General features: G+C 61.5%; 18 protein-coding genes. 7 read left to right on the top strand and 11 right to left on the bottom strand.

What is annotated here, in order from left to right; translation table 11 throughout:
• Positions 1-111: 111 nt before the first annotated feature.
• A complete protein-coding gene (locus tag OPIT5_12390; GenBank protein AHF90889.1) occupies positions 112-399 on the top strand; it encodes a transcriptional regulator in 288 nt (95 codons plus the stop codon).
• Between the two features lie 126 nt (positions 400-525).
• Here OPIT5_12390 and OPIT5_12385 read toward each other — a convergent pair whose 3' ends face one another.
• Positions 526-1449, bottom strand: a complete 924-nt coding sequence (locus OPIT5_12385) for an anchor protein (protein ID AHF90888.1) — start codon at positions 1447-1449, stop codon at positions 526-528.
• 532 nt (positions 1450-1981) lie between these two features.
• Between OPIT5_12385 and OPIT5_12380 the strand changes: the two genes are divergently transcribed.
• Positions 1982-3394, top strand: a complete 1413-nt coding sequence (locus tag OPIT5_12380; protein ID AHF90887.1) for a 30S ribosomal protein S12 methylthiotransferase — start codon at positions 1982-1984, stop codon at positions 3392-3394.
• A gap of 101 nt (positions 3395-3495) precedes the next feature.
• On the opposite strand, the gene OPIT5_12375 is transcribed toward OPIT5_12380, so the two are convergent.
• Both OPIT5_12375 and OPIT5_12370 read right to left on the bottom strand, forming a co-directional pair.
• Positions 3496-4902: a hypothetical protein gene (locus OPIT5_12375; GenBank protein AHF90886.1), complete on the bottom strand. Its 1407-nt coding sequence runs from the start codon at positions 4900-4902 to the stop codon at positions 3496-3498.
• The gene (locus OPIT5_12370; GenBank protein ID AHF90885.1) at positions 4899-5102 is read right to left on the bottom strand and encodes a hypothetical protein; all 204 of its coding nucleotides are present in this window, start codon (positions 5100-5102) and stop codon (positions 4899-4901) included. The genes OPIT5_12375 and OPIT5_12370 overlap by 4 nt, the downstream gene beginning before the upstream one ends.
• A gap of 105 nt (positions 5103-5207) precedes the next feature.
• Between OPIT5_12370 and OPIT5_12365 the strand changes: the two genes are divergently transcribed.
• Both OPIT5_12365 and OPIT5_12360 read left to right on the top strand, forming a co-directional pair.
• A complete protein-coding gene (locus OPIT5_12365; protein ID AHF90884.1) occupies positions 5208-5876 on the top strand; it encodes a hypothetical protein in 669 nt (222 codons plus the stop codon).
• A 22-nt stretch (positions 5877-5898) separates the two neighbouring features.
• A complete protein-coding gene (locus OPIT5_12360) occupies positions 5899-6789 on the top strand; it encodes a hypothetical protein (protein ID AHF90883.1) in 891 nt (296 codons plus the stop codon).
• 71 nt (positions 6790-6860) lie between these two features.
• Here OPIT5_12360 and OPIT5_12355 read toward each other — a convergent pair whose 3' ends face one another.
• The 4 genes from OPIT5_12355 to OPIT5_12340 all read right to left on the bottom strand — a co-directional run bounded on the left by OPIT5_12355 (position 6861) and on the right by OPIT5_12340 (position 13000).
• On the bottom strand, positions 6861-11030 hold the full coding sequence (locus tag OPIT5_12355) for a hypothetical protein (GenBank protein ID AHF94331.1): 4170 nt from the start codon (positions 11028-11030) through the stop codon (positions 6861-6863).
• 145 nt (positions 11031-11175) lie between these two features.
• Positions 11176-11856: an N-terminal cleavage protein gene (locus tag OPIT5_12350; GenBank protein ID AHF90882.1), complete on the bottom strand. Its 681-nt coding sequence runs from the start codon at positions 11854-11856 to the stop codon at positions 11176-11178.
• Between the two features lie 101 nt (positions 11857-11957).
• The gene (locus tag OPIT5_12345; protein ID AHF94330.1) at positions 11958-12665 is read right to left on the bottom strand and encodes a hypothetical protein; all 708 of its coding nucleotides are present in this window, start codon (positions 12663-12665) and stop codon (positions 11958-11960) included.
• Positions 12666-12727: 62 nt separating this feature from the next.
• Entirely contained in the window at positions 12728-13000 is a 273-nt protein-coding gene (locus OPIT5_12340; protein ID AHF90881.1) for a GntR family transcriptional regulator, read from the bottom strand.
• Positions 13001-13358: 358 nt separating this feature from the next.
• Here OPIT5_12340 and OPIT5_12335 point away from each other — a divergent pair, with 358 nt between their 5' ends.
• From OPIT5_12335 to OPIT5_12325, 3 genes are all read left to right on the top strand, one after another.
• Positions 13359-14732: a transcriptional regulator gene (locus OPIT5_12335; GenBank protein AHF90880.1), complete on the top strand. Its 1374-nt coding sequence runs from the start codon at positions 13359-13361 to the stop codon at positions 14730-14732.
• Positions 14733-14989: 257 nt separating this feature from the next.
• Entirely contained in the window at positions 14990-15217 is a 228-nt protein-coding gene (locus OPIT5_12330; protein AHF90879.1) for a hypothetical protein, read from the top strand.
• Positions 15214-15483, top strand: coding sequence for a hypothetical protein (locus OPIT5_12325; GenBank protein AHF90878.1), 270 nt, complete (start codon positions 15214-15216; stop codon positions 15481-15483). The genes OPIT5_12330 and OPIT5_12325 overlap by 4 nt, the downstream gene beginning before the upstream one ends.
• 83 nt (positions 15484-15566) lie before the next feature.
• On the opposite strand, the gene OPIT5_12320 is transcribed toward OPIT5_12325, so the two are convergent.
• The 4 genes from OPIT5_12320 to OPIT5_12305 all read right to left on the bottom strand — a co-directional run bounded on the left by OPIT5_12320 (position 15567) and on the right by OPIT5_12305 (position 20829).
• Entirely contained in the window at positions 15567-16616 is a 1050-nt protein-coding gene (locus tag OPIT5_12320; protein ID AHF90877.1) for a LacI family transcriptional regulator, read from the bottom strand.
• Between the two features lie 196 nt (positions 16617-16812).
• Positions 16813-19335: a hypothetical protein gene (locus OPIT5_12315; protein AHF90876.1), complete on the bottom strand. Its 2523-nt coding sequence runs from the start codon at positions 19333-19335 to the stop codon at positions 16813-16815.
• Between the two features lie 98 nt (positions 19336-19433).
• Positions 19434-20108: an N-terminal cleavage protein gene (locus OPIT5_12310; GenBank protein AHF90875.1), complete on the bottom strand. Its 675-nt coding sequence runs from the start codon at positions 20106-20108 to the stop codon at positions 19434-19436.
• A gap of 34 nt (positions 20109-20142) precedes the next feature.
• Positions 20143-20829, bottom strand: coding sequence for an N-terminal cleavage protein (locus OPIT5_12305; protein ID AHF90874.1), 687 nt, complete (start codon positions 20827-20829; stop codon positions 20143-20145).
• Between the last annotated feature and the right edge of the window lie 31 nt (positions 20830-20860).

Raw genomic sequence — 20860 nt, 5'->3', positions numbered from 1 at the left:
GGCCGAATCAGTCGGGCAGAATCAGCCAGACCTAAATACAGTGATCGGTCAAGGTGTTTTTCACGATGCCACTTCATTACGATTCCGGCAATGCCATCCGCTTATCCTCTCATGCGACGTATTGCCCGAACCTTGCGCGAAACGCAGGGCCTGACGCAGGAAGAATTCGCGGAGAAAGCGCAGCTCGACTACAAATATTACCAGCTTTTCGAAATCGGCCGCACCGGCTCTCCTTCGATCCGGATGCTCGAGAACCTGGCCAAGGTGCTAAACCTGAAACCATGGATTCTGCTTTGTGACGACATCCCTCTGGTTTCCAAGCTCACAGGAATTTCCGCAACGGAGTTGACCCAGCGCATCAAATCCAAGCCCGGCAGGCCCCGGAAAACAGCCGACTGACCTGCCAGCAGTTTCCGATCTCCCTTTGCCTGATCCGGGTGCCTGCCCACAGGATGGTCACAACTCCGGACTCTTCCCCCTGTCCAGTGACGTGGAGAACAACCCGGACCAACGTTCCCGGTCCACTCAGATACGGCGTGCGCGTCCGGCCCTCCAGCCTCGCCGCGCACAGACCAGAGCCAGCACAAGCGCGCCCGCCATCATGCCCACGGTAGCCGGCTCGGGAATGGCGGCGGCGGTGGAGAAATTGATATACTGCCCAAAGCCGGAATCGTTGGTCACAAGTCCATGGAAAAGCAGGTCGCCCGTATCCGAGTAGCCCTCCAGCCACGTCTCCGACCGCATGTGAAAGTCGATACTGAGGCCATAGCTGCCGCCGGCTACCAGATCGACGCCCGACAGATCGATCTCCAGGCGATCTCCGTTGATGGTCGCGAACAGTTGCTGCGACTGGCTTCCGTCCCACAACCAGATCTGGAAGTGATCGGCCAGCCACGGATCCATGTAACCGCCGCCGTACATCTGGAATGACAACAGGCTCGTGTCGGCGGACAGAGGCTCGCTCTCCAGCCAGCTCGTATCGAGGCCGTGGAAGAAGAAACCCTCCTTGCCGGTTCCCCATACATTCACATGGCCAACCGTGACCGGACTGCCGTCCCGGGTCATGCTCCAGTTGGCGCCGTTCCAGAGCTCCGAACTGACCAGCCAGTTGTAGTCCCACTGGTACGGACCGCTCGCTCCGATGCTTCCGGGCGCGTTGATATCGAGCATGCCATCTCCGCCCCACGGGTCCGTCAACCGGAGCGAAACTTCGCCGTCCCGGGACCATGCCCAGCCGTCCCCGCCGTACCAGCCGCCATGATAGTGCATTTCGAACTGGATGAGCGGTTGCGCCACCAACCCGCCCGCAAACACGAACGGGATCAGGGCCAGCGCCATCCGCAACCGGCGAAAATCGCCGGTATGGTTTGCGGCGCGGCAGGGATGCGCAGCCGGCGCAGGGCACGGCGTGACGTGATCGATATGATCGGAGACAAGAGGCTGTTTCATGAGTCGGTTTCTGTAACGGATCTCACATTACCAGCACCGGATGCATACCGGATAGTCGGGTAAAACCCGTATTCTTCCCCCGATACAAGTCCGGATCATACCCCCCCGACTGTCTCCCGTCCGCGGCGATTTCCGGGGACGGGAAACGAACCCCTGATTCCCCCAATCCTTTTCAGATTAAATAGATAAAATGAAATTCATATAGAAAGGACGACACCGCCGAGGCAGGCGGGTGACAACGTGAAACGGACAAGGCATGCCGTCGCGCTTGACTCGGCAAATCCCCTGCGCCCTCCTTGCCGCTCGCTCCGCGGCCCGCGATCCCGCATCGCGCCGGAAACCGCCGCCGGAGCCCGAACAACGACCACGACCGCCACAGGACCACGCTCAACGACCAACACCACACGCCAGTACGGTCTCCCGATCTTTCCGGGAACCGCGGCCCTCCGTAGCCGCGGTTCTTTTGTTTTTCCGGTCCCGCCCGTCTTCGGTTTCCCGCCATCGCTCACTGCCGGCACCCGCCTTTTCTTCCATGCTCAAAGTCAGTCTCGTCTCACTCGGTTGCGCCAAGAATCTCGTCGATAGCGAGATCATGGTCGGCCATCTCCACAAGGCCGGCATGACGGTCGTGCCCGAAACGGAGAAAGCCGACGTCGTCATCGTCAACACCTGCTCCTTCATCGACTCGTCCAAGGAAGAATCGATCAACCACATCCTCGCCGCCCACCAGGCCCGCGGCCTCTCCAAACGCCGTTCGGGACAAAAACTCATCGTCGCCGGCTGCATGTCGCAGCGCTTTTCGAAAGAGCTGCCGTCCGCCATGCCCGAGGTGGACGCCTTCATCGGTCTCGACCAGCTCACGCAGGTCGCCCCCATCATCGAGGAGATCACCGGCCTCAAACGTGGCAGGAAAGACGCTCCCGCCAACTACATCCAGGGCCGCTCCACATACATTCCCGACTACGACACGCCGCGCTTCCGGCTCACCCCCAAACACACCGCGTACATCAAGATCGCCGAGGGCTGCAACCACCCCTGCGCCTTCTGCATCATCCCGCAAATCCGCGGACGCCACCGCTCGCGCACCGTCGAAAGCGTCGTCGCCGAAGCCCGCCAGCTCGTCGCCGAGGGCGTGAAGGAGATCAACCTGATCTCGCAGGACACCACCTACTTCGGCATGGACACCTGGGAGCAGCGCCCCAACCCGCGCACGCCCGTCGATTCCTCGCGCGGCACCGCGCTCACCACGTTGCTCCGCGAGCTCAACGCCATCGAAGGGGATTTCTGGATACGCCTCCTTTACACGCACCCCGCGCACTGGAGCGACGAACTCATCCGCACCATCGCCGCGTGCCCCAAGGTCGCCCGCTACATCGACATCCCGCTCCAGCACATCAGCGACCACATGCTCGGCCTGATGCAGCGCGAGACGAGCGGCGACTACATCCGCGACCTCATCGCCCGTATCCGCGCCGGCATCCCGGGTATCGCGGTGCGCACGACCTTCATCGTCGGCTTCCCCGGCGAGACGGAAGACGATGTCGAGGAGCTGTGCCGGTTTATCCGCGACACGCAGTTCGAGCGCCTCGGCGTCTTCCGCTACTCGCAGGAAGAAGGCACGAAGGCCGCCCGCATGGCCGACCAGATTCCGTTCAAGGAAAAGGACGCCCGCTGGCACCGGACGATGAGCCTGCAAAAGGAAATCGCCGCGCAGGTCAGCGAGCGCCATGTCGGCCAGAAACTTCGCGTTCTGGTGGAGGAGCCCGGCATCGCCCGCGGCGAAGCCGACGCGCCCGACATCGACGGCCGCGTGTACGTGCCGCGCGAATTGCCTGTCGGCGAATTCGCCGATGTCACCATCACCGGTTTCGCCGACTACGACCTGCTCGCCCTCCCGCAAGGCGAAGCCCCGCGCGAACGCAAGGTGGCGAAGCAGGCGCAGTGATTCCCGGCCGCAATGTGGCACGGGCATCCCTGCCCGTGAACGTTGCCTCTCCGCGTGGCACGGGCTTCCAGCCCGTGTCTGGAGTTTGGCGGACCGGAGAGTCAGTTATGGGAGTAGAACAGGGCGGAGGCGAGGTCGGTGGAGGGTTTATGCGACTTGGTGTTCGAGGAGGAGCGGGAGCAGAAGTGGGATAAACTCTCGCGGCGGAGGTGGCGGGCCCAGAGTTCGACGCGCAGTTGGTTGATGAGCAAGCCGGTGGTGGCGCGGCGCGGGGGCTCGCGGCGGCGCCATTTGGCCAAGGGCACCGACGGGGGCAGTTTGTCCGCGCCATAGGTGTGATGCGCGGCAAGCAGCAAAAGGGCATACGCGGCCACCGCGCAGGCAGGCTGGCGGCGCACCGCCTCCGGCTCCCTGACCTGTGCCTCGCTTACGCCCAGCAGACACTTTTCATCCCGGAAGTTCACCTCGATGTCCCAGCGCCAGAGGTATTCCTGCAGGATGTCTTCGAGCGGCACGTCCGGGTTGGTGCAAATCAGGCAGGCTGGCTGGCGGTAGAGCAGCTTGCCTGCTTTTTTCAACCGGTAGCCCAGGGGGGCGATCACCATCACCCGGACCAAGGTATCGACTCCGGTGATACGGGCCAGCACCGGCCCCAGTGTTTTGATCTTGAAATCGTGGCGCTTTTCCGCCGCGAAGGCCGGCACCCGGCTCCACCCGACGGTCTGGTCGGTGCGCAACTGTTCCGGCGTGGGCAGGGTGTCGCCATACTTGCGGGGGCGTCCCTTTTTGCCGGGCCGCGCCTGGCAGGGCGCGTAGAGCACGGTGTCTTTGCGCACCCGGCCGATCAGGACGGTGTTCTCCGGCAGCTGGCGCAACACCGTGCGGTTGGTGAAGCGTCCGTCGCTTACCCAGTGGATAGGGCGCGCGGTCGCGGTGCGCAGGTGCGCCATCCGCCCGGCGGCGACTTCGTTGATGTTGGCCTGTTTGCGGGCCTCGACGTAGGCCTTCTGCGTTCGGGTATCGGCGTGGCGCGAAGGTTTTTTGGGCAGCGGGGCCTCCTGCCAGTCCACCGGCACCAGCCGGGCCGAACCGTCGGCGGCGGGGAGGGCCGCGCAGAACTGCAGCACACGCTGGCCCCAGACAAAGTTGAGGTTGAACGGCGGGCCGAGCGGATCCTTGCGCCAGCCGCAGCCGGGGATGCAGCGGCCGGTTTTGCGGGTGATGGAGTCATCCAGCGCGACCACCCAGGGCCGGGCGGCATCGGTGGCCGCCAGCGCCTCGTGTTGCACGTGCGCGAAGACCGGATCGACCGGCAGGCGTTGCAGCAGGCGATACTGCGCCGACCAGTCCCGGTGTTGCGCCCCGGCCGTGCTCAGGGCTCCGGTCACCGTGTGGCGACCCAGATTAAGCAGACCGGCCAGCCACTGGGTGCGCGCCCGGGTAAAATCCCCGGGCGAGCCGAAGGCGGGGGCCAGCCCGTCGAGCAGGGAATCGAAGGCTTCGCTCAACGACGCTTTTTTTTTACCGGGACCGGATCGGGCGGAACCTCGCGCCGGGAAACGATCAGGTGGCCCTTGTCGTGGATCGTCCACTCGACCGTCTCGCCCTTGGCGAAGTCCATCGCCTGCGCGATGGGGGCGGGGAAGTTGATGTAATACTGCGCGGTTTCCTTGCGCTGGATGCATTGAACTTTGGTTGGATAGCCCATAAAGGAAACTAGTATTATAACTAGATATTTAATCAAGCCTTTCCTGCTGCAAAACTAGTCAGCGCCAAACTCCAGGCACGGGCTTCCAGCCCGTGTTCCGAACACATGGCCAAGATGGCCATGCCACGCAAACCCACGGGCTGGAAGCCCGTGCCACCCCTCGCGTTCATTATCGCCAAACGCAAATCCTTCCGCGCACAATCCGCACCCGTCCTTGCCGGAATGAAAACCGCCCTCACCATCGTTGTCACCTTCATCGCCACCAGCCTCTTCTGGCTGGCAGGCATCGCGCTCTGCACGTTCCTGTTTCTGGTTCCCTTGCTCCGGGAGGCCGGCGTCATGCCTTCGCTCCTGTTTTCATCGTCCGATGATCCGCCTTCGATCGTCGCGTCCGATTCCGGCCCCTCCGCCGACCTGCCTCCCTTCCAGGTGCAGGTCGATTACCCCGCCCGCGTCGCCCATGGAGAGACATTCAGGCTGGCGATCCGCACGGCCAATCCGCACACCTCCCGGACCACACTCGAAAGCATCGACATCTACGACAGCCTCCTGTCGGGCTTCGAGATTGTCGAGGTCTCCCCGGCTGCGGAAGCCCCGCAAAAGACGCTCGATTTCCACTCCTTCTATTTCAACCGTCCGCTGCCGCCGTCCGATTCGCTGGACGTCGTTTTCACGCTCAAGGCGAAACGAAAAGGTTTCCACGGAGGCGATATCGACGTCTGCACCCCCGCACAGGATTTCGCCACCCTCTCGACCGGCATCGTGGTGGAATAAAAGCATCAGCGCCTGTATCACAATGGTCTTTGCCGACGACACCCCCGCGACTCCCTCCGCCTCCACGATTACCGACGAGATGCTCGGCGGGTTTCTCGGCTCGCCCGCCCCCCGCGAAATCCCGCCGGCGCTGCGCAAGGCCGCGCTGCGCTCCTCCGCTCCGCTCGCCGTCGGTATCCTCGGGTTGATTTTCTTTCTCTTCGGCCTGCCCTTCCTCTGGCTCTTCTTTCCATGGACGCTTCCCCGCGAATGGTCGCTGGCACGCTCGCACGTCGAAACGCGCGGCAAGGTTGTCGGCGTCGCCGAGACGAGCATGAGCATCAACGACGTCAAGGTGGTGCGCTACACCTTCGAATTTTCTCCCGCCCCCGTCCTGCCGGAGAAACCCGGCACCGGCGGCAACAGTCCAGCAGCCCCTGCCGCCGAAGCTGCGCTTCTCACCGGCGAGTGTTTCACGACCGGCCAACGCTGGCAGCCCGGAGCCGTTGTGACGGTGCGTCACCACCCTGCCGACCCTTCGCTCGCCTGCATCGAGGGCGCGCGCCTGAGCCAGGGTAGCGCGGCATCAGGCTTTGTCGTCATTTTCCCGGCTGCCGGCGCGTGCTTCATCTGGTTCTGCATTCGGTCCCGCCGCCGCGTGCTTTGGCTGCTGCGCCACGGCACGCTCGGCGATTTCCGGATCGCCGCCATCGACGGGACCAACACCCGCATCAACAACCAGCAAGTCTTCCGCGTCACACTCCGGCCCGAAGATCGCCCGGATGCGCCCTCTTCCAGTCTGCGTCTTTACCTGGAAAAACCGCTCGCCTTCGTACGCACCCGCAAGGAGTCAGGCAAACCGGTCTTCGGCCTCTACGATGCCCGCCGCCCGCGCAGCAACCGCGTCCTCCTGCCGGAAATGTGGCTGGAGTGAAGTGCGGCGAAACGTCCGCCGGCCTTTGTCCTGTCGGTCCGCCCCGCCCCAAACCCGGTCCGGTCGGGGGTTCATTCTATTTTCAGAAAAACCGGTGTCATCGGCAGCAATTCGATGCGCCCCGGATCCACCGGTTTTCCGCTGACCAGGTCGCGTGCCGAACCTTCGAGTGACAGGCGCACAACCTGCGGCTCACGCAACAGATTGGTCAGTGGCACGAGAAAGCCGTCCGGCGTCCTGACGATTCGATACTCGATTCCCCAGGCCAGTGCTCCGGTTTCCGAACGAAGTCCGGTTTTGTCAGCCTCGTTACTTCCGCCGCCGAACGCGTCGCGCAATGCATGCATCAGCCGTTCATCGGAACCCTCGCCTCCAACCCGGACAATCTGTTCGTCGAATATCTTCGGAAGGCTTTGCGGACGTGCGTACTCATCGTACGCCAGATTGCCCGGGCCCACCGCCACGAGCTGACCGCCATCGCGCACGAACGTCTCCAGCCCGCGAACCGCATCAGCCGACACGTGCGTCGCGTGCGACACCACGATCCGACGGGCATATGCGTTGGCCGGGGAACGGATGCCACCGGCCAACTGACGTTCGCTGATGAACGTCACTTTCTTTCCCATGAAGGTCAGGGCCGTGTAGGCCGATGTGAGGGCGTCGATGTAGTCCGGATTCCAGAACGTGGATGGCATCGAATACAACAGCGCCACCTCCGCCTTCGCCTGATTGACGGCGGCGAACGCGGGAGCGAGGCGATTCATGTCGAGCATCGTTCCGGCAGCGGCAAACGTATTGGCCGGCCGCAGCCAGATGCTGCCGGAAAGCGCGGGGGTACGCGGTTGTTCCCATACCCACAACGCCGTCGCCCATTGATGATGCAAGCCGCCCTGCCAGATAACCGTGCGTGTATGCTCCGGCGGCACATGGCGCGCCGGAAAACCGTCGGGGATGAAGTGGTTTTCCGAGTTAAAGACCGGCTGACCCCGAAACGAATGCAGCAGATCGTACCACATTTGCTGACGCTGCCAGGCAAAAGCATATCCGTAACGGGATTCAAAATACGAAGAAACATCGTTGCCGGCGATGTCGGTAAACTCCGCAAACAATTCGGCATCGATGCCGTCCACCAGCCGGCTGCGCTCAAGCATCACCGGCATCAGTTTCGCGTGCAAGAGCACGTCCGGAGCCATCTCCCGGATAACATTCGCCATCCATTGATGCCAGGCGGCAAAGTTCACCTGGTTGAATCTGACCCAATCGTAAAACGCCCGGCGTGCCTCGACGCCTTCAGGCATCGTCAGCGCAGGAACGGGAACTTCGTCAAAATCACGCCACGAGGTTCCGTAAAGCGTATTTAACGAGCCGATGCTTTTATGCCGTTTGCGCAACCATGCGATCCATTGCGGGCGGCTGTGAGCATCCTTGCCGCTGAAAACGTAGGCGGGTTCGTTGGAAATGCACAGGCCGAAAAGCGCCGCCGAATCCTTGACTGCGGGAACAATGGTCCGCAGCCATTGTTCGATCACCCGGCGCGCCTCCGGGTGATCGATATTGAACCGAATAAAACCCTTCGAGTCGGCGGAACGCAGACGGATATCCGGATGCGCGTCGAGCACGCGGCGTGGAAAATAGTGAGGAGAAAGCAACAGGTCCACCATGACGCCGGTCGATTCGGCTTCCCGCAGGGTTTTCACGATCGAATCCACACCGGGGCCCGGCCTGCCATCCGCCAGCAAGTCCGATGGGCCACGTTCCTGCTGGATCAGCCTCGCGCCGATTCCTGCCAGAAATGGCAGATCGCGTGCAACCGCGTCAAAGTGTCCGAAGCCGTTAAAAAAAGAAGGTCGGGATGCATCCGGAATGCCATCGGTCGTACGGACCAGAACGCCGTCGCTGATTCCGGTTTTTCCGACAGCGGGTGACGGCATCTCGCCTTTTCCCTGCTGCGATGACATCGCCGCGATGCTCTCGCGGTTTCGTTCTTCAAGCTCATCCAGAATAGCCTGCACCTCTTCCAGTTGCAGAAGGCTCCATTCCTTGTTTTTTTCGAAGTGATGCTCCTCCTGCTCGCCCGAAAGACGGCGCAGAAAATGTCCGGCGATGCTGTCACCGGCATTGAAATACAGGTCATCCCGCTGGCCGGGCTTTCCCGTTTTTTCATGCCGTGCTTTCACCGTCTCGAACAAACCGGCCAGCCGGTCGCGCATGTTGATGCGTCTCAAATCGGCTTCCGCCAGCACGGGCGTTGCCGTGCGCGTCACATCCCTCCCGCCTGCCTTGCGCGCGAACACCTGCCACGCGCCCTGCCGGTCAAACTGCGCGTTGCCTGCCGAAAAAAAAACACTGCGCGCCTCGCCTTGTGCCACGGCAGGCAGCACCACCTCGCCAACAACAACCGGGTCTTCTCCCCGGGCGGATCCCGCTGCCTCCGCTGGCTCGCTCGTCACCCGCCGCGCCCCGAGCACCACCTTTTCCGACACCAGCGCCTGATGCGCGTATTCGATCAACGTCCCGGAAACCCGTTCGCCGGCGTCGTGAGTGGTTTTGTCGAGGCGAAGCAAGGCCACCGACGGCATCCGGGATTGTTCCAGAAGCGCGATTGCGAAGGCCGCCGGGTTTTTCTCGTGCGCGATGCCCGGAGTCCACTCGGCGGCCTGACGCACGCCGCCTTCGCCTTCACTGTTGAAAACGACATTCAGGCCAAGCACAGGAGGCGGGTTTCGGGCATCCACCTTGAGCACATGCCAAGGGATGGTTGTGGTAATGCGATAACCGCTCTCGGTTCGCACGCCGGTGGTGGTGGCGGCGATGGAGGCGTAATCGAAATCGGGGTCCTGGCCGGTACGCCAGGCATGGATGCCAACCTTGCCGGCCGGCAGAAGCGCGAATCCGATCTCATACCATGGCGCAGTGCTGCCATCCGGCCGCTCGGCGGTTTTCAGGTCGATGGCGACCTGAACGCTGTCGCCTCGCCACATGGATTCGCCATCAATGACTTCCCCTCGATGTTGTCCGGATGCATCGAATACAAAATGCAGGCCGAGTGTATCATGGGTGATGCGAACCGTGCCGCCGCCGCTGCCATCGCGTCCGGCCTTGTCGGGCAGGAGAGTGAGCGGTGGGGCGGAAGCGGAAGCAAGGGCATGCTGAAACACAGGGTAAAAGGCGAGTGACGGAGCAAGGTTGTCCCACACGGCGGGAGGGGAAATACGAGGGACGGTGGCAGTCTGGTGGACGTCGTCGAGGGCAATGATTTCCACGTCGTCGATCCACAATGCCTGCGTTGGCCCGGCGGCAATGACGATGACCTGAAACGCGGTTTTGCGGTCGGTGGTAAAATCGAAGGAAAACTCCTGCCAGTCGTAGGTGCGGGCGGGGATATTTTTGCGCATCTTCCAGCCTTCCCCGAGGGCGACCACGCATTTGCTGACAGACTGCCCTTTGATCCACATGCGGAGGCGGTACTTCCGGCCGGGCTCCAGACCGTCCACGAGTTGGCGGAGACGGCCGTAGGTGTTGCGGGTTTCGGGTGTCTGGTTGGTGATCCTGAAGGAGTGGCGTCCGCTGCGTTTCACGGAGGCATCAAGGTCGCCGCTCGCCTCGGGCGCAGGCTTGCCGGCCAGCGACCAGTCCCACCAGGCAAGACCAGGTTGATCGAATCCGCCGTTGCGCAGGCCAGTGCGTTCGATGGGGCCTTCGACGGCCTCGACCTCGGCTGTCTCGACGAGTTCGATGTCGTCCACCCAAAGCGCCCCTACGGTGGAATCCGCGATGACGATGACATTGAAATCGCCCGGGGAAGAACCGGTCTCGAGATCAAACACAACGCGGCGCCATCCATACGTGCCGCGAGGCAAGTTCATGCGTTTGTCCCACCGGACACCACAAACGAGAACAGCACTGGAGACATTCTCCCCCTTGACCCAAAGGCGCACCTGGTAAGCAGTGTCGGGCTTCAAACCCTTCACGATCTGGCGGAGGCCTCCATAAACGTCGGGAGCACGAGGAGTGGCGTTGGTGATCCTGAAGGAGCGATGTCCGGAAAAACGGGTTTCGGAATCGGGTTCACCCGAGGCTTGAGCCCCGCCGGAGGTCGCCCAGCGCCAGGGAGCGACGGATGTAGCCGCGGATTCGAAATCGCCGTTCTGCAGGTGATTTGTCACGGAGGTGACACTTTCAGCGGCAGTGGCGGCAACTGACCCGGGCGATGCGGATAACAGACCGATGGCCGCAACCATCAGCAGGGAAAGAAACGCGCCTCGTGCAGACGGGCCAGCGCATGGTCGTATTGTTCTCATTGCAAATTGGAGGGATGGAGATAATCGAAAGCCGGATCACCCTTCGGTGGACAAGAAACGGAGGCCGGAAGAGACGGCCATCATCTTACCGGTCATACTCCGCCGTGGCGAAGTGTTGGGTTTCGTGCCCGTTGGTGTAGCTCGGGGTGCTGCGGGTGAATTGCGCCCAGGTCATCTGGCTCACCAGCCATGCTTCGACATGTCCGTCGAGAAAACCGACGTTGATTTTTTTGTTGTGAGGTTTGGGAACGGCCTTCCGCAAATCGGCTTCGCCGGTCGAGCTGCTCAGGGTTGTCGCATTGATCCAGCGGCTTTTCTCGTCGATGATATAGGCGAGGCGCGAGGGTTCGCTGATTTGGGACAAGGGCAGTTTGCTCACGTACGAGTTGAAACCGTAGATCCAGCTATCGACGGCACACATCTTGTCCTTGGTCATGTTGAAGACCTTCCATGATGCTACGTCAGGCGGGATCGAAAACATGTAAGGCGCCAGGATAACGCGAACCTCCACGACGTTGGTAGCGTTGTCAGGGTTGTCGGGATCCCGGTAAGTCGAGACGGGCAGGCGTCCGCCGTTTTCGATCGCGTAGAGGGGCACCGCGTTGAGGAAACCGCGCATGTGCGTCGTGCATTTTGCATGACGTGCCTTCTGGCGAACCATGCCGACCGTCGGAATGAGGATGGCTGCGAGTGTGCCGATGATGGCGATGACGGTAAGGAGTTCGACGAGCGTAAAAGCCGTACATTGGCGGAAGTGTGTTTTCATGGGGAAAAATCGAAAAGCCGTACTGCCGGGAAAGTCGGGGCGGGAATCGCCGCCCGTCCCTGTTTTCGGATGAGCAGCCACGCTGGCAAGCGCCGGCATGTTCAGCGCAAGCGACGGCCAAGGCAAAGAGCGACGAGAAGAACGGAGAGTCCCGACAGGAGAGCGACCGTTGCAGGCTCGGGAACGGCGGCGACATCGAAGGTGACGGTGAACGGATTGTCAGTCGAATTGATACGATTCCATTGATAACGCGTGCTCGCCGTTCCTTTTTCCACATCAAACACGACCTTGTACCAGAAGGTTTCGGCAAGTTCCGTAAGGGTGATGCTTGCGGCGGTGTTGTACCCCCGGTTTGTCGTTGAACCGGTGAACCCTTTATTGTCGGAGCTTGTGATCAAGGTCCAGTCGTCATCGTTTCCGGTCAGGCTGTAATAAATCGAAACGGTGCCGACAATGTTTCCGGTGGTATCTCCGAAAAGCCGTCCCGTACCCGCTATATCTACTTTCTCGATACGAAAATTCGTATCACTGAAATCGAATTTGTAGATGAAATTCGCCGAGGTGTCTATCGCGCGAACATATTTCCAGTTATCTTCCGTCGAGAGCGCAATGTTGCTCCAAGACCAGACGTCCTCGAAAAATTGGCCCGTGGACGGGCTTGTCGTAGTCATGTCTGCGAAGGTCAGGTCGTATATGTACTTGCCGTCCTGAATGTCCGCATCGGAGATGGAGAGAGCGGCGTGGAGCACCGCAGGCAGTCCCATGAGGACGGCGAGCAAGGTGGCGATTTGGATGAATCGGGTCTTCATATGATTCTGGTTGGGTTGGAACTCGGGTTTTCGAGACAGGTACTCAAGTATCGGTTATTAAACTACGAATTTCCTTCCATGTTCGTCCTGTTGCTCACATATACGCCTTTGCCCTGGACTCCGCGAAGGAGTCCCTCTTCGATCAGGACCTTGAGGACGCGGCGGACGGTGGGCCTGCTGATGTCATTGCAGAAATGGGCGATGTCGCGCGCGGTGGGAAGCAGGTCGCCCGGTCCGTAACGTCCCGTGTTCAGCCAGGTACGGATGAGGGTTTCCACCTGTTGGCGGGGCGGAAGCTCGGCAAGCGTGTCGGAAGTGACGGTAGTGGCGGACATCGGAAACGGTGATGGAAACAACAGGGAAGCGATGTGACGGGGAGGTGGTGAAGGTTTCCGCAAACCTGCCCTCGTCTCCCGGAAAATGAAAGCGTCATGATACTGGACACGTCCACTGACCAGAGGCACAACTCCGGTTACCCTTATCTTGTCTTGTCCCGATTTGTCGGAGTCCGCCAACAAGCACCAGAGACTGCCGCCCGCGCAGCCACCGCGTCCTCCTGCCGGAAATGTGGCTGGAATGAAGTGCGGCGAAACGTCGCCCCTGCTCTTCGGCCCGCCGGTCCCCCCCCCCGGACCGGGCCGCCCGACTCGGAAGGCTTGACGCTTCCGGGCTTCCTAGTTCCATTTCCTAGTTATGGACATCGCCGCACTGCTTCGCCAACCCGAGGGCAAGACGCTGGAATTCAAGCGCGACCTGTCTTCGCCCGACAACGTGCTCAAGACGATCGTCGCCTTTGCCAATACGGCCGGAGGCATCATGCTTGTCGGTGTTGACGACAAGACCAGGAAAACCGGAGGCCTCGCCGATCCGCTCAAGGAAGAGGAACGCCTCGCCAGCCTGATCGCCGACCGCATTTCCCCGCGGCTCGTTCCCACTCTCGAAATCCTTTCGTGGCGCGGAGCCCAGCTCATGCGCATCGAGGTTTACCCTGGAAACAGCAGCCCCTGCTTCCTCAAAAACCTCGGTCCGGAAAACGGCGTGTTTGTCCGCCTGGGTTCCACCAACCGCAAGGCCGACATCGCGCTCATTCGGGAAATGCAGCGCCTGTCCGCAAGCGAAACGTTTGACGAGATCCCCCTCCCTGAATTCGGTCGCGCCGATCTCGACCTCGAAGCGGCCGCAGCCCTGTTTTCCCCCCGCATCAAACTCACCTCCGCAACGCTCCAGACCCTCCGGATTCTCGTCCGGCACGCCCGGCGCGAAGTTCCCTCTACCGGCGGTTTTCTTCTCTTCGGGCGTGACCACACACGCCGCTTTCCCGACGCATGGATTCAGTGCGGGCGTTTTTCCGGAACGGACAAAACCCGGCTCGCCGATACGCTCGAATCCACCAAACTCCTCCCGCAGGCGCTCGAGGAGGCATACGGTTTCATCCGGCGGCATTCGAACCGCCCTGTTCGCATCGACGGGCTGCGCAACACACCCGGTGAAAGCATTCCGCTGCGCGCCGCCCGCGAATTGCTGGTCAATGCCATCGTGCATGCCGATTACTCACAGGCAGGAGCGCCCGTCCGGGTGTCGCTGTTCGACGACCGCCTCGAAATCGAGAATCCCGGGATTCTCCTCGCCGGCCTCACCATCGAGGACATCACGCAAGGAGTCTCGCGCCTCCGCAATCGCGTGATCGGACGCGTCTTCAAGGAACTCGGCTACATCGAGCAGTGGGGCAGCGGCATCCAGCGGGCCGTAGCCGCATGCGCAGACGCCGGCCTGCCTCCGCCGCGCTTCGAGGAACTGCCCTTCCGTTTCCGGGCCATCCTCCCGCTTGTCCCGGTTGCGATGACGGCTCCGGCGCTCGATCCCGCAGGGGAACAAATCCGTCAACTCCTCATCTCTCATGAAGCTGCCGATGGCCTGGCGCCGAAGGAAATCGCCACTGCGCTGGGTGTCACAACCCGCACGATCCGTACCCGCATGGCCAGGCTGGAGCGGCTGGGCCTTGTCATTCCCGTAGGGAAAAACAACCGCGATCCCCGACGACGGTATGTCTGGAAAAACCCGGCGTAGCCAAAACCGCCATTCCCGCTTTTACCTTCATTTTCGGGAAAACCGGTGTCATCGGCAGCAATAACGCCCGGAGCGGAGAACTCCCGGGGGCGTAAACGAATGGACCGGAGACGGGGAGCAAAGGCGGAATGAGCGCGCACGGGGTGGAGCAGAACACGGACAGCACAGGCGGGCAATGGCAGCCGGTTCGGGTTCGCGCGACCCTCCCTCCCGCCCGGCCTCTTGACCCGTCCACTGGCGCTATCATACTTCGCATCATGCCAACCGCAACGATCACACTCAAGGTCTCCGACAAGGAAAAAAAGCGTCTGCAAGCGCAGGCACGCCGCGCCAAAAAAAGCTTCAACGCCTACGTGCTTGGCAAACTGGCCGGAGCGGGTGTCAGCCGCCGCAAGGGCAAGGTCGATTACGACAAACTCACCGCTCACCTCGCCGGACGCTTTGAGGGCGAAGAAGCGTGGCGCATCATCCCCGGCCGCGAATGAGCGCCTGTTTTGACACCTCGGTCCTCGTATCACTCTACATGCGGGACGCCAACTGGCAGGAGGCTGTCTCCCTTGTCTCCGCTCACAAGGGCGCTGTCTGGACCCCCTGGCAACGGCTGGAATTCAACAACGCCGTCCGCGCACACGTGGCCCGCGGCAACATCGACATCGCCGCCGTCCGCAAAATCGAGGAGACTATCCGGCTCTCTATCGAAAACAGAGACATGATCCCCCGCCCCCTCCCCGCCGGGTGCGATTCAATCTGATGTCAGCGTAGCTGCCCGTAGGGGCGGGACGCTGCCGCTCCATTACTGCCCCCCCCTCCAACCCTTCCCGGATTTGGCAAGCATCATCCACGACGCGCAACCGTACGCCCGTCGGACCAAGCGGCGTCCATGAGGATGATCTTGGGGCTGGCAGGGATGCCGCATTCGTTGCGGCTGATTCCCGCCGTGACCAAATCCACGGCTCCGGCTCCGACGGCGTTCATATCCTGCAATGCTCCCGCCACCACACCCTTTTTCCAGAGATCGAGATCGATGTTGGCGTAGCTTGTCTGCCGGGGAACGCTGATGCCGGCTTCGCGCATCCAGTGCAGGGGATTGTCGGGTCCGATGCCGAGAACGGCATCGGGCTTGTGAGCGCGATACCATTTCAGGAATTGCTTTTTCGAATCCGGATGACTCTCCCAGTGTTCCAGCCAGAGAGGCGGGATGGCCGAGCCTCCGAGCACTTGCTGGCTCGTGCTGAAACCGCCCAGCCACAAATGTTGCACGCGATCATCCGACTCCTTTGTAATCGCCAGACCGATACGACGATGCCCGAGACGCCATAGATTATCGTAGCAAAGCCGGATGATGTTGAAATGGTTGTTGGTTACGCGGTCGAAGTTCTGCTGCGAAAAGGAATAGCCGACGGCGACGGCACAAAAACTGTTCCAGTCAAATTGCAGCGTTTCGAGATCGAGCGGCATGGGGCCGATAATGGCGCCGCGTACAGCACGGGCGCGCAGGATGCGGGCAATGCGGGCGGAGTCGCCACCACGCAAGCCAAGCCAGAAGGGTTCGACGCGAAAGCCGAGATGCCCGGCGCGGACGCTGGCGCCCTGAAGAATCCGGTCGTGCGGGTTGGCGTCGATCCATTCTTCCCGGGTTTTCCAGGCGCTGAAAAAGGCGATGGTCTCGCCGCTGCGCTTCACCCGACGGGTGCGGATTTGCGACATGAGAGCGGTGACCAGCGCATTGGGGCGATAGCCGAGCCGCTCCGCCTCGGCCTGCACGCGCTGTCGTGTCTTTTCGGATATGTGCGGATGATTCCGCAGCGCCATCGACACGGCAGTCCGGCCCAGCCCCAGCCGGGCAGCGAGATCACGGATGGAGATATGGGCGGGTTCGGCCATTTGCCATCTCACAAACAGCCGAAAGCCGGAAATGCAAGCACCCGGCCAACGGGAGAAGCGTCTTTATGATATCCGGCCCATGCCTCACTCCATGATTTTCCGGGGATGACCGGGATGGCGCACCGCATCGTCGAGGCCGCCGAAGCCCGCTGATTCCCCTCACCCGTTTCGGATCTGCCATCGGAGGTCGTTCCTGTCATGGCACATGAAGGTAGTGTCCCGAGTTCTGGCCGGCAGTATCGGAGTAATACAAGTTCAGGTACCACGATACGGGCGCCCACGCGCCGCCCTGAATCACGTGACCGGGGGAGAGCGGCACGATGCCACTGACGTAGTTCATGTTCATGACCGCCACATCGGAGGTAACCGCCGCAGCGTCGCCCCCGCCGATCTCCACCGAGCGGATCGGGTGATCGTCCTGGATCAGGTCGTAATTATCGATCGTCAGTCCCTGACATTTCGCCAGCAGGAGCGCCCGGGCGCCCGCCTGGTTGTTGCGATTCGGGTACGTGACCGCGATCGAGCTGACCGCCGGATAACCCGCCGGCTGGACCACGTTCTGGAAAATCACGCCATCGGTCGGTGCATCCCGAACCTCGAGCGAACCGACAGTAAAACCCCGTCCGTTTTGCACAAGGAGGCTGCCGCCGGTAACCACGATGTCATCGAGCGCAATGTCGCTGTCTGGCAAATCGCCGAGGTCGGGTGAAATCGTCGTGGCGCCGATAACGGCAAACGAGGCACCCTCCAGCGAGATGTCCGTCAGGGAACAGTTGCGACTGTTGCGGACGCGAATCCTGCGGCCGGCGGCCTCGACTCCGGCAATGCGAACGCCCCCGGTTATCTGTCCGTTGTCACCTGGAATGGCGGCACAATTCCAGAGGTGGATCGAATCGTTGGCCGCCCCGCTGATCGTATTCGCCCCCGTCACTGTCACATCGAATCCGGACCACACCGGATCGGAAGAAAGCGGGTTGGTCGCAGGGTTGTAGTGCACGAGCAACCCCGTGTCGCAGTTCAGCAGCGTCAGATCGGAAAGCGTGATTCCCCGGGAAGCCAGATAGGTCCACCTGACGTTCATGCCATCGGCCCGGGCGCTGTCGATCACGACGCCGCAGGACGCTTTCCCATCCACGTAAACGTCGGACACCGTGATGTCGCGGCCTCCGGAAATACGGACGCCGTTGGCGGCACCGCCGATCGACGTGATGCCGGTAGCCGTCGAGTGGGCATTATTCCAGACCGGATTCAGATCCGGCTGGTTGTAGTGCGACTGATCGTAGATGAGAACTGGATCGTAGTACGTCACGAAAGCCAGCGTGTCGTCGCCCGTATTGATACCGGTCACCGTGTCAACAGTCACCGAGTTGCAGGCGTTGAAATGGAGTCCGTCGGCCAGACTGTCCTCGACATAAAAATTCCGGACATCGACCGTCGCGCATCCCAGAAATATCGCACCCGTTTGCGGACTGCGTTCCGTGCGGCAGTCCCGAAAATGCAGATCCTCGAGTATATTGCCCTCCTCTCCGGGATACCCGAGAAAACGAAATCCGTCGCCCATGCTGCGTGCCCCGGCCAGCTCCGCCCACCGGACATGCACACCGATGAACGAGAGGCGCGCACCCGGGCCTTGCACATACACGCCGTGCCCTGAACCCACTTTTTTCCCGTTTTGAATAACCAGATTGTCCATCACAAGGACGGCATCCGGCGCAAACAGCACCGTGGTATCGGAAACGCCGTTGAGGACGAGACCGTGCCCGCTGCTCCCCCGTCGGTAGCGGCCGTCCGGGAAATAAAGGACACCGGCGAGGCCCGCTGATTTGAGCGTCGCCACGGCGGAAGCGATGGCGGCTCCATCATCGGCGATGCCATCACCCGCCGCCCCGAAAGCCTTGACGTTATAGACAACCGCATCGGTCTCCGCCGCCACGCGGAGGGTAATGTTGTCCAGGTGAAGCGCACCGCCGGCAGTACCGGCAACCGTATCCTGGGAAGCCAGCACCGCCAGGCTGACGGGCGTGTTAAAGAAACCGAAACCGGATGCGAGCACGACGAGCGGTCCCGTTTCGCCATCGGCGGCAAGGGACGCCACCGCCACATCATAGGTCCTCGTCTCCAGACGCACCGTCACCTCCACATGATACCAAGTCCCGGCCGCGACAGCCAGCAACGGCACCAACGAGGAACCGTTGCGCGCTTGCAGGTAACCGCCTCGCCCGAGGAAAAGCTCCGGCCCGATAACTCCGCTGGCCAGATTCTGCGCGAGCCGGATGGAGAACTCGGTCGAGTCGGGCGCACCCTCCGGAATCCGGTACTCGAATGACCACAGGAGCGTGCCAGAAGAGCCGCTTCCGCACGCCTGGGCTACAAAACTTCGGGACACGCGCGGGCCGGTATTTCCGGAAGTACCGTCATCGGCATCGTGAAGCAGCAGCGAGCCGGCACCGGCCGAAAAAGGTGACTGGACGGCAGGATCGATCGCCACCGCAGAGGCACCGGCGAGCAAACTGGTGGACCATCCTGGCGCCGGCAGGGAGCCCGCATCGAAACCACCCTGCCCCGGATCGATCAGAAATGTGCCCGGTTCCGACGCTGGGTATCCGGATAACGGGATCAGCAAGAACAGAGCGATCAACAGGGCGCCGGCGCGAACGGAAACGACGCGAAAGACAGGAAACGGTGGCCGACGGGAACAGGAGCAGAATGGAAGGTTCATGATACGGGGGTTACGGGAGTGACGGAACAGACAGACGCGAAGAGGCTTCACGCTGTCCGGAAGAAAAAGGGTGGTTTGCAGGCCGGTAAAAAGAAGGCTTACCGGAACACTGACCCGGGGCTTTTCACAAAACGCACCGAACCGTCGAGATAACCGAAAACGGCTGATTTCTCGTCGTCGGCTCCAGGGGCAGAATGATGCTTGTTCATTTTCTGCGAGGGGTTGTCGCCTCGCTGGTCCCAGACCACCGGGATTCGGGCAGCATCGGACTCATCGAGCCGGGTCGGCGTGTCGACGCGCCCCGCCGAGCTTTCCCAGGAAACATAAATTTTCCGGCAGGCCGAATAATGACACTCCCAACTCGCGCCACTTGCCGGATTGACAAGAGGAGTGGCTCCGACGGATTTGCTCACCGGGCATATCAGGATTTTTTCCTCACCCTTTGTCATCAATCCGATGCTTTTGAGCGTTCCGGAACTCTGACCCGTCATCAGGAGTTGAATACGCGTTATCTCATCATTTCCTCCGCCATCCGTCCGGTCCAGCAAACGACCCTTGTTCTCGTTCGCGCCGAGGACCATGTAATTGACGATCTGGCGGATGTTGCTGCGGCATTGGGTGGCACGCGCGGAGAAGCGGACGCGTGACACCACAGGAATCATGATGCCGGCGAGAATGCCGATAATCGTGATAACCGTGAGCAACTCGACGAGCGTGAAACCGCGCGTGGCGGCAGCAGGGGAAGAGAACCGTAAACGTGTGAGGCAACGCATGGCGAGAGGAGCGGATGTAAACCCGCCGGCAGAGTCAGGGCACCACTTTTTCCGGATGCTTCAGGAAGCGGACCGAGCCGTCGGTGAAGGCAAAGGTGGCGGAGTTTTCACTGTCAGGCTTTGAGCCCGGGCTGGAGTGATGGGAACTCCGCGATGTGCCCGAGCCCTTGTCTCCGCGCCAGTCCCAGACCAGCGGCAGGCGCGAGGCATCGGGATCATCGAGCCGGGTGGCCGTGTTGACCCGCCCGGTCGTGGTCCAGTTCGGATACACTTTCCGGTTGGCCACATAATGGCACTCCCAGGAGGATCCGTGAGCCACCGGATCGACGAACGGGTTGCCGTCCGCTTTGTTGACCGGACAGATGAGGATGCTCTCTTCGCCTTTTTTTAGCAGACCCGCGGTGGTGATGGCTCCCCAGTCGTCGTGGTACTCCATGATGTACTGGATGCGGGTATACTCGTCGTTGGTATCGGTATCGCCCCAGAATTTGCCCCGGTTGTCGTTCGCCCCGATGATGATGTAGGTGGCAATCTGGCGAAGGTTGCTCTTGCAGGTGGCCGCGCGCGCCGAGTGGCGCACACGCGAGACGACGGGGATAAGGATGCCCGCCAGCACGCCGATGATGGCAATGACCGTGAGCAGTTCGATGAGCGTGAAACCCGCAGGACGCGAACGGCGGATGATGCGGGACGAGATATTCGGAGATATGGATGTTTTCATGGCGGTTTGGGGAGAATGCGCGGCGATACGA

This window comes from Opitutaceae bacterium TAV5, assembly GCA_000242935.3.
Taxonomy (GTDB): domain Bacteria; phylum Verrucomicrobiota; class Verrucomicrobiia; order Opitutales; family Opitutaceae; genus Geminisphaera.
This window is presented reverse-complemented; position numbering and strand designations above follow the sequence as displayed.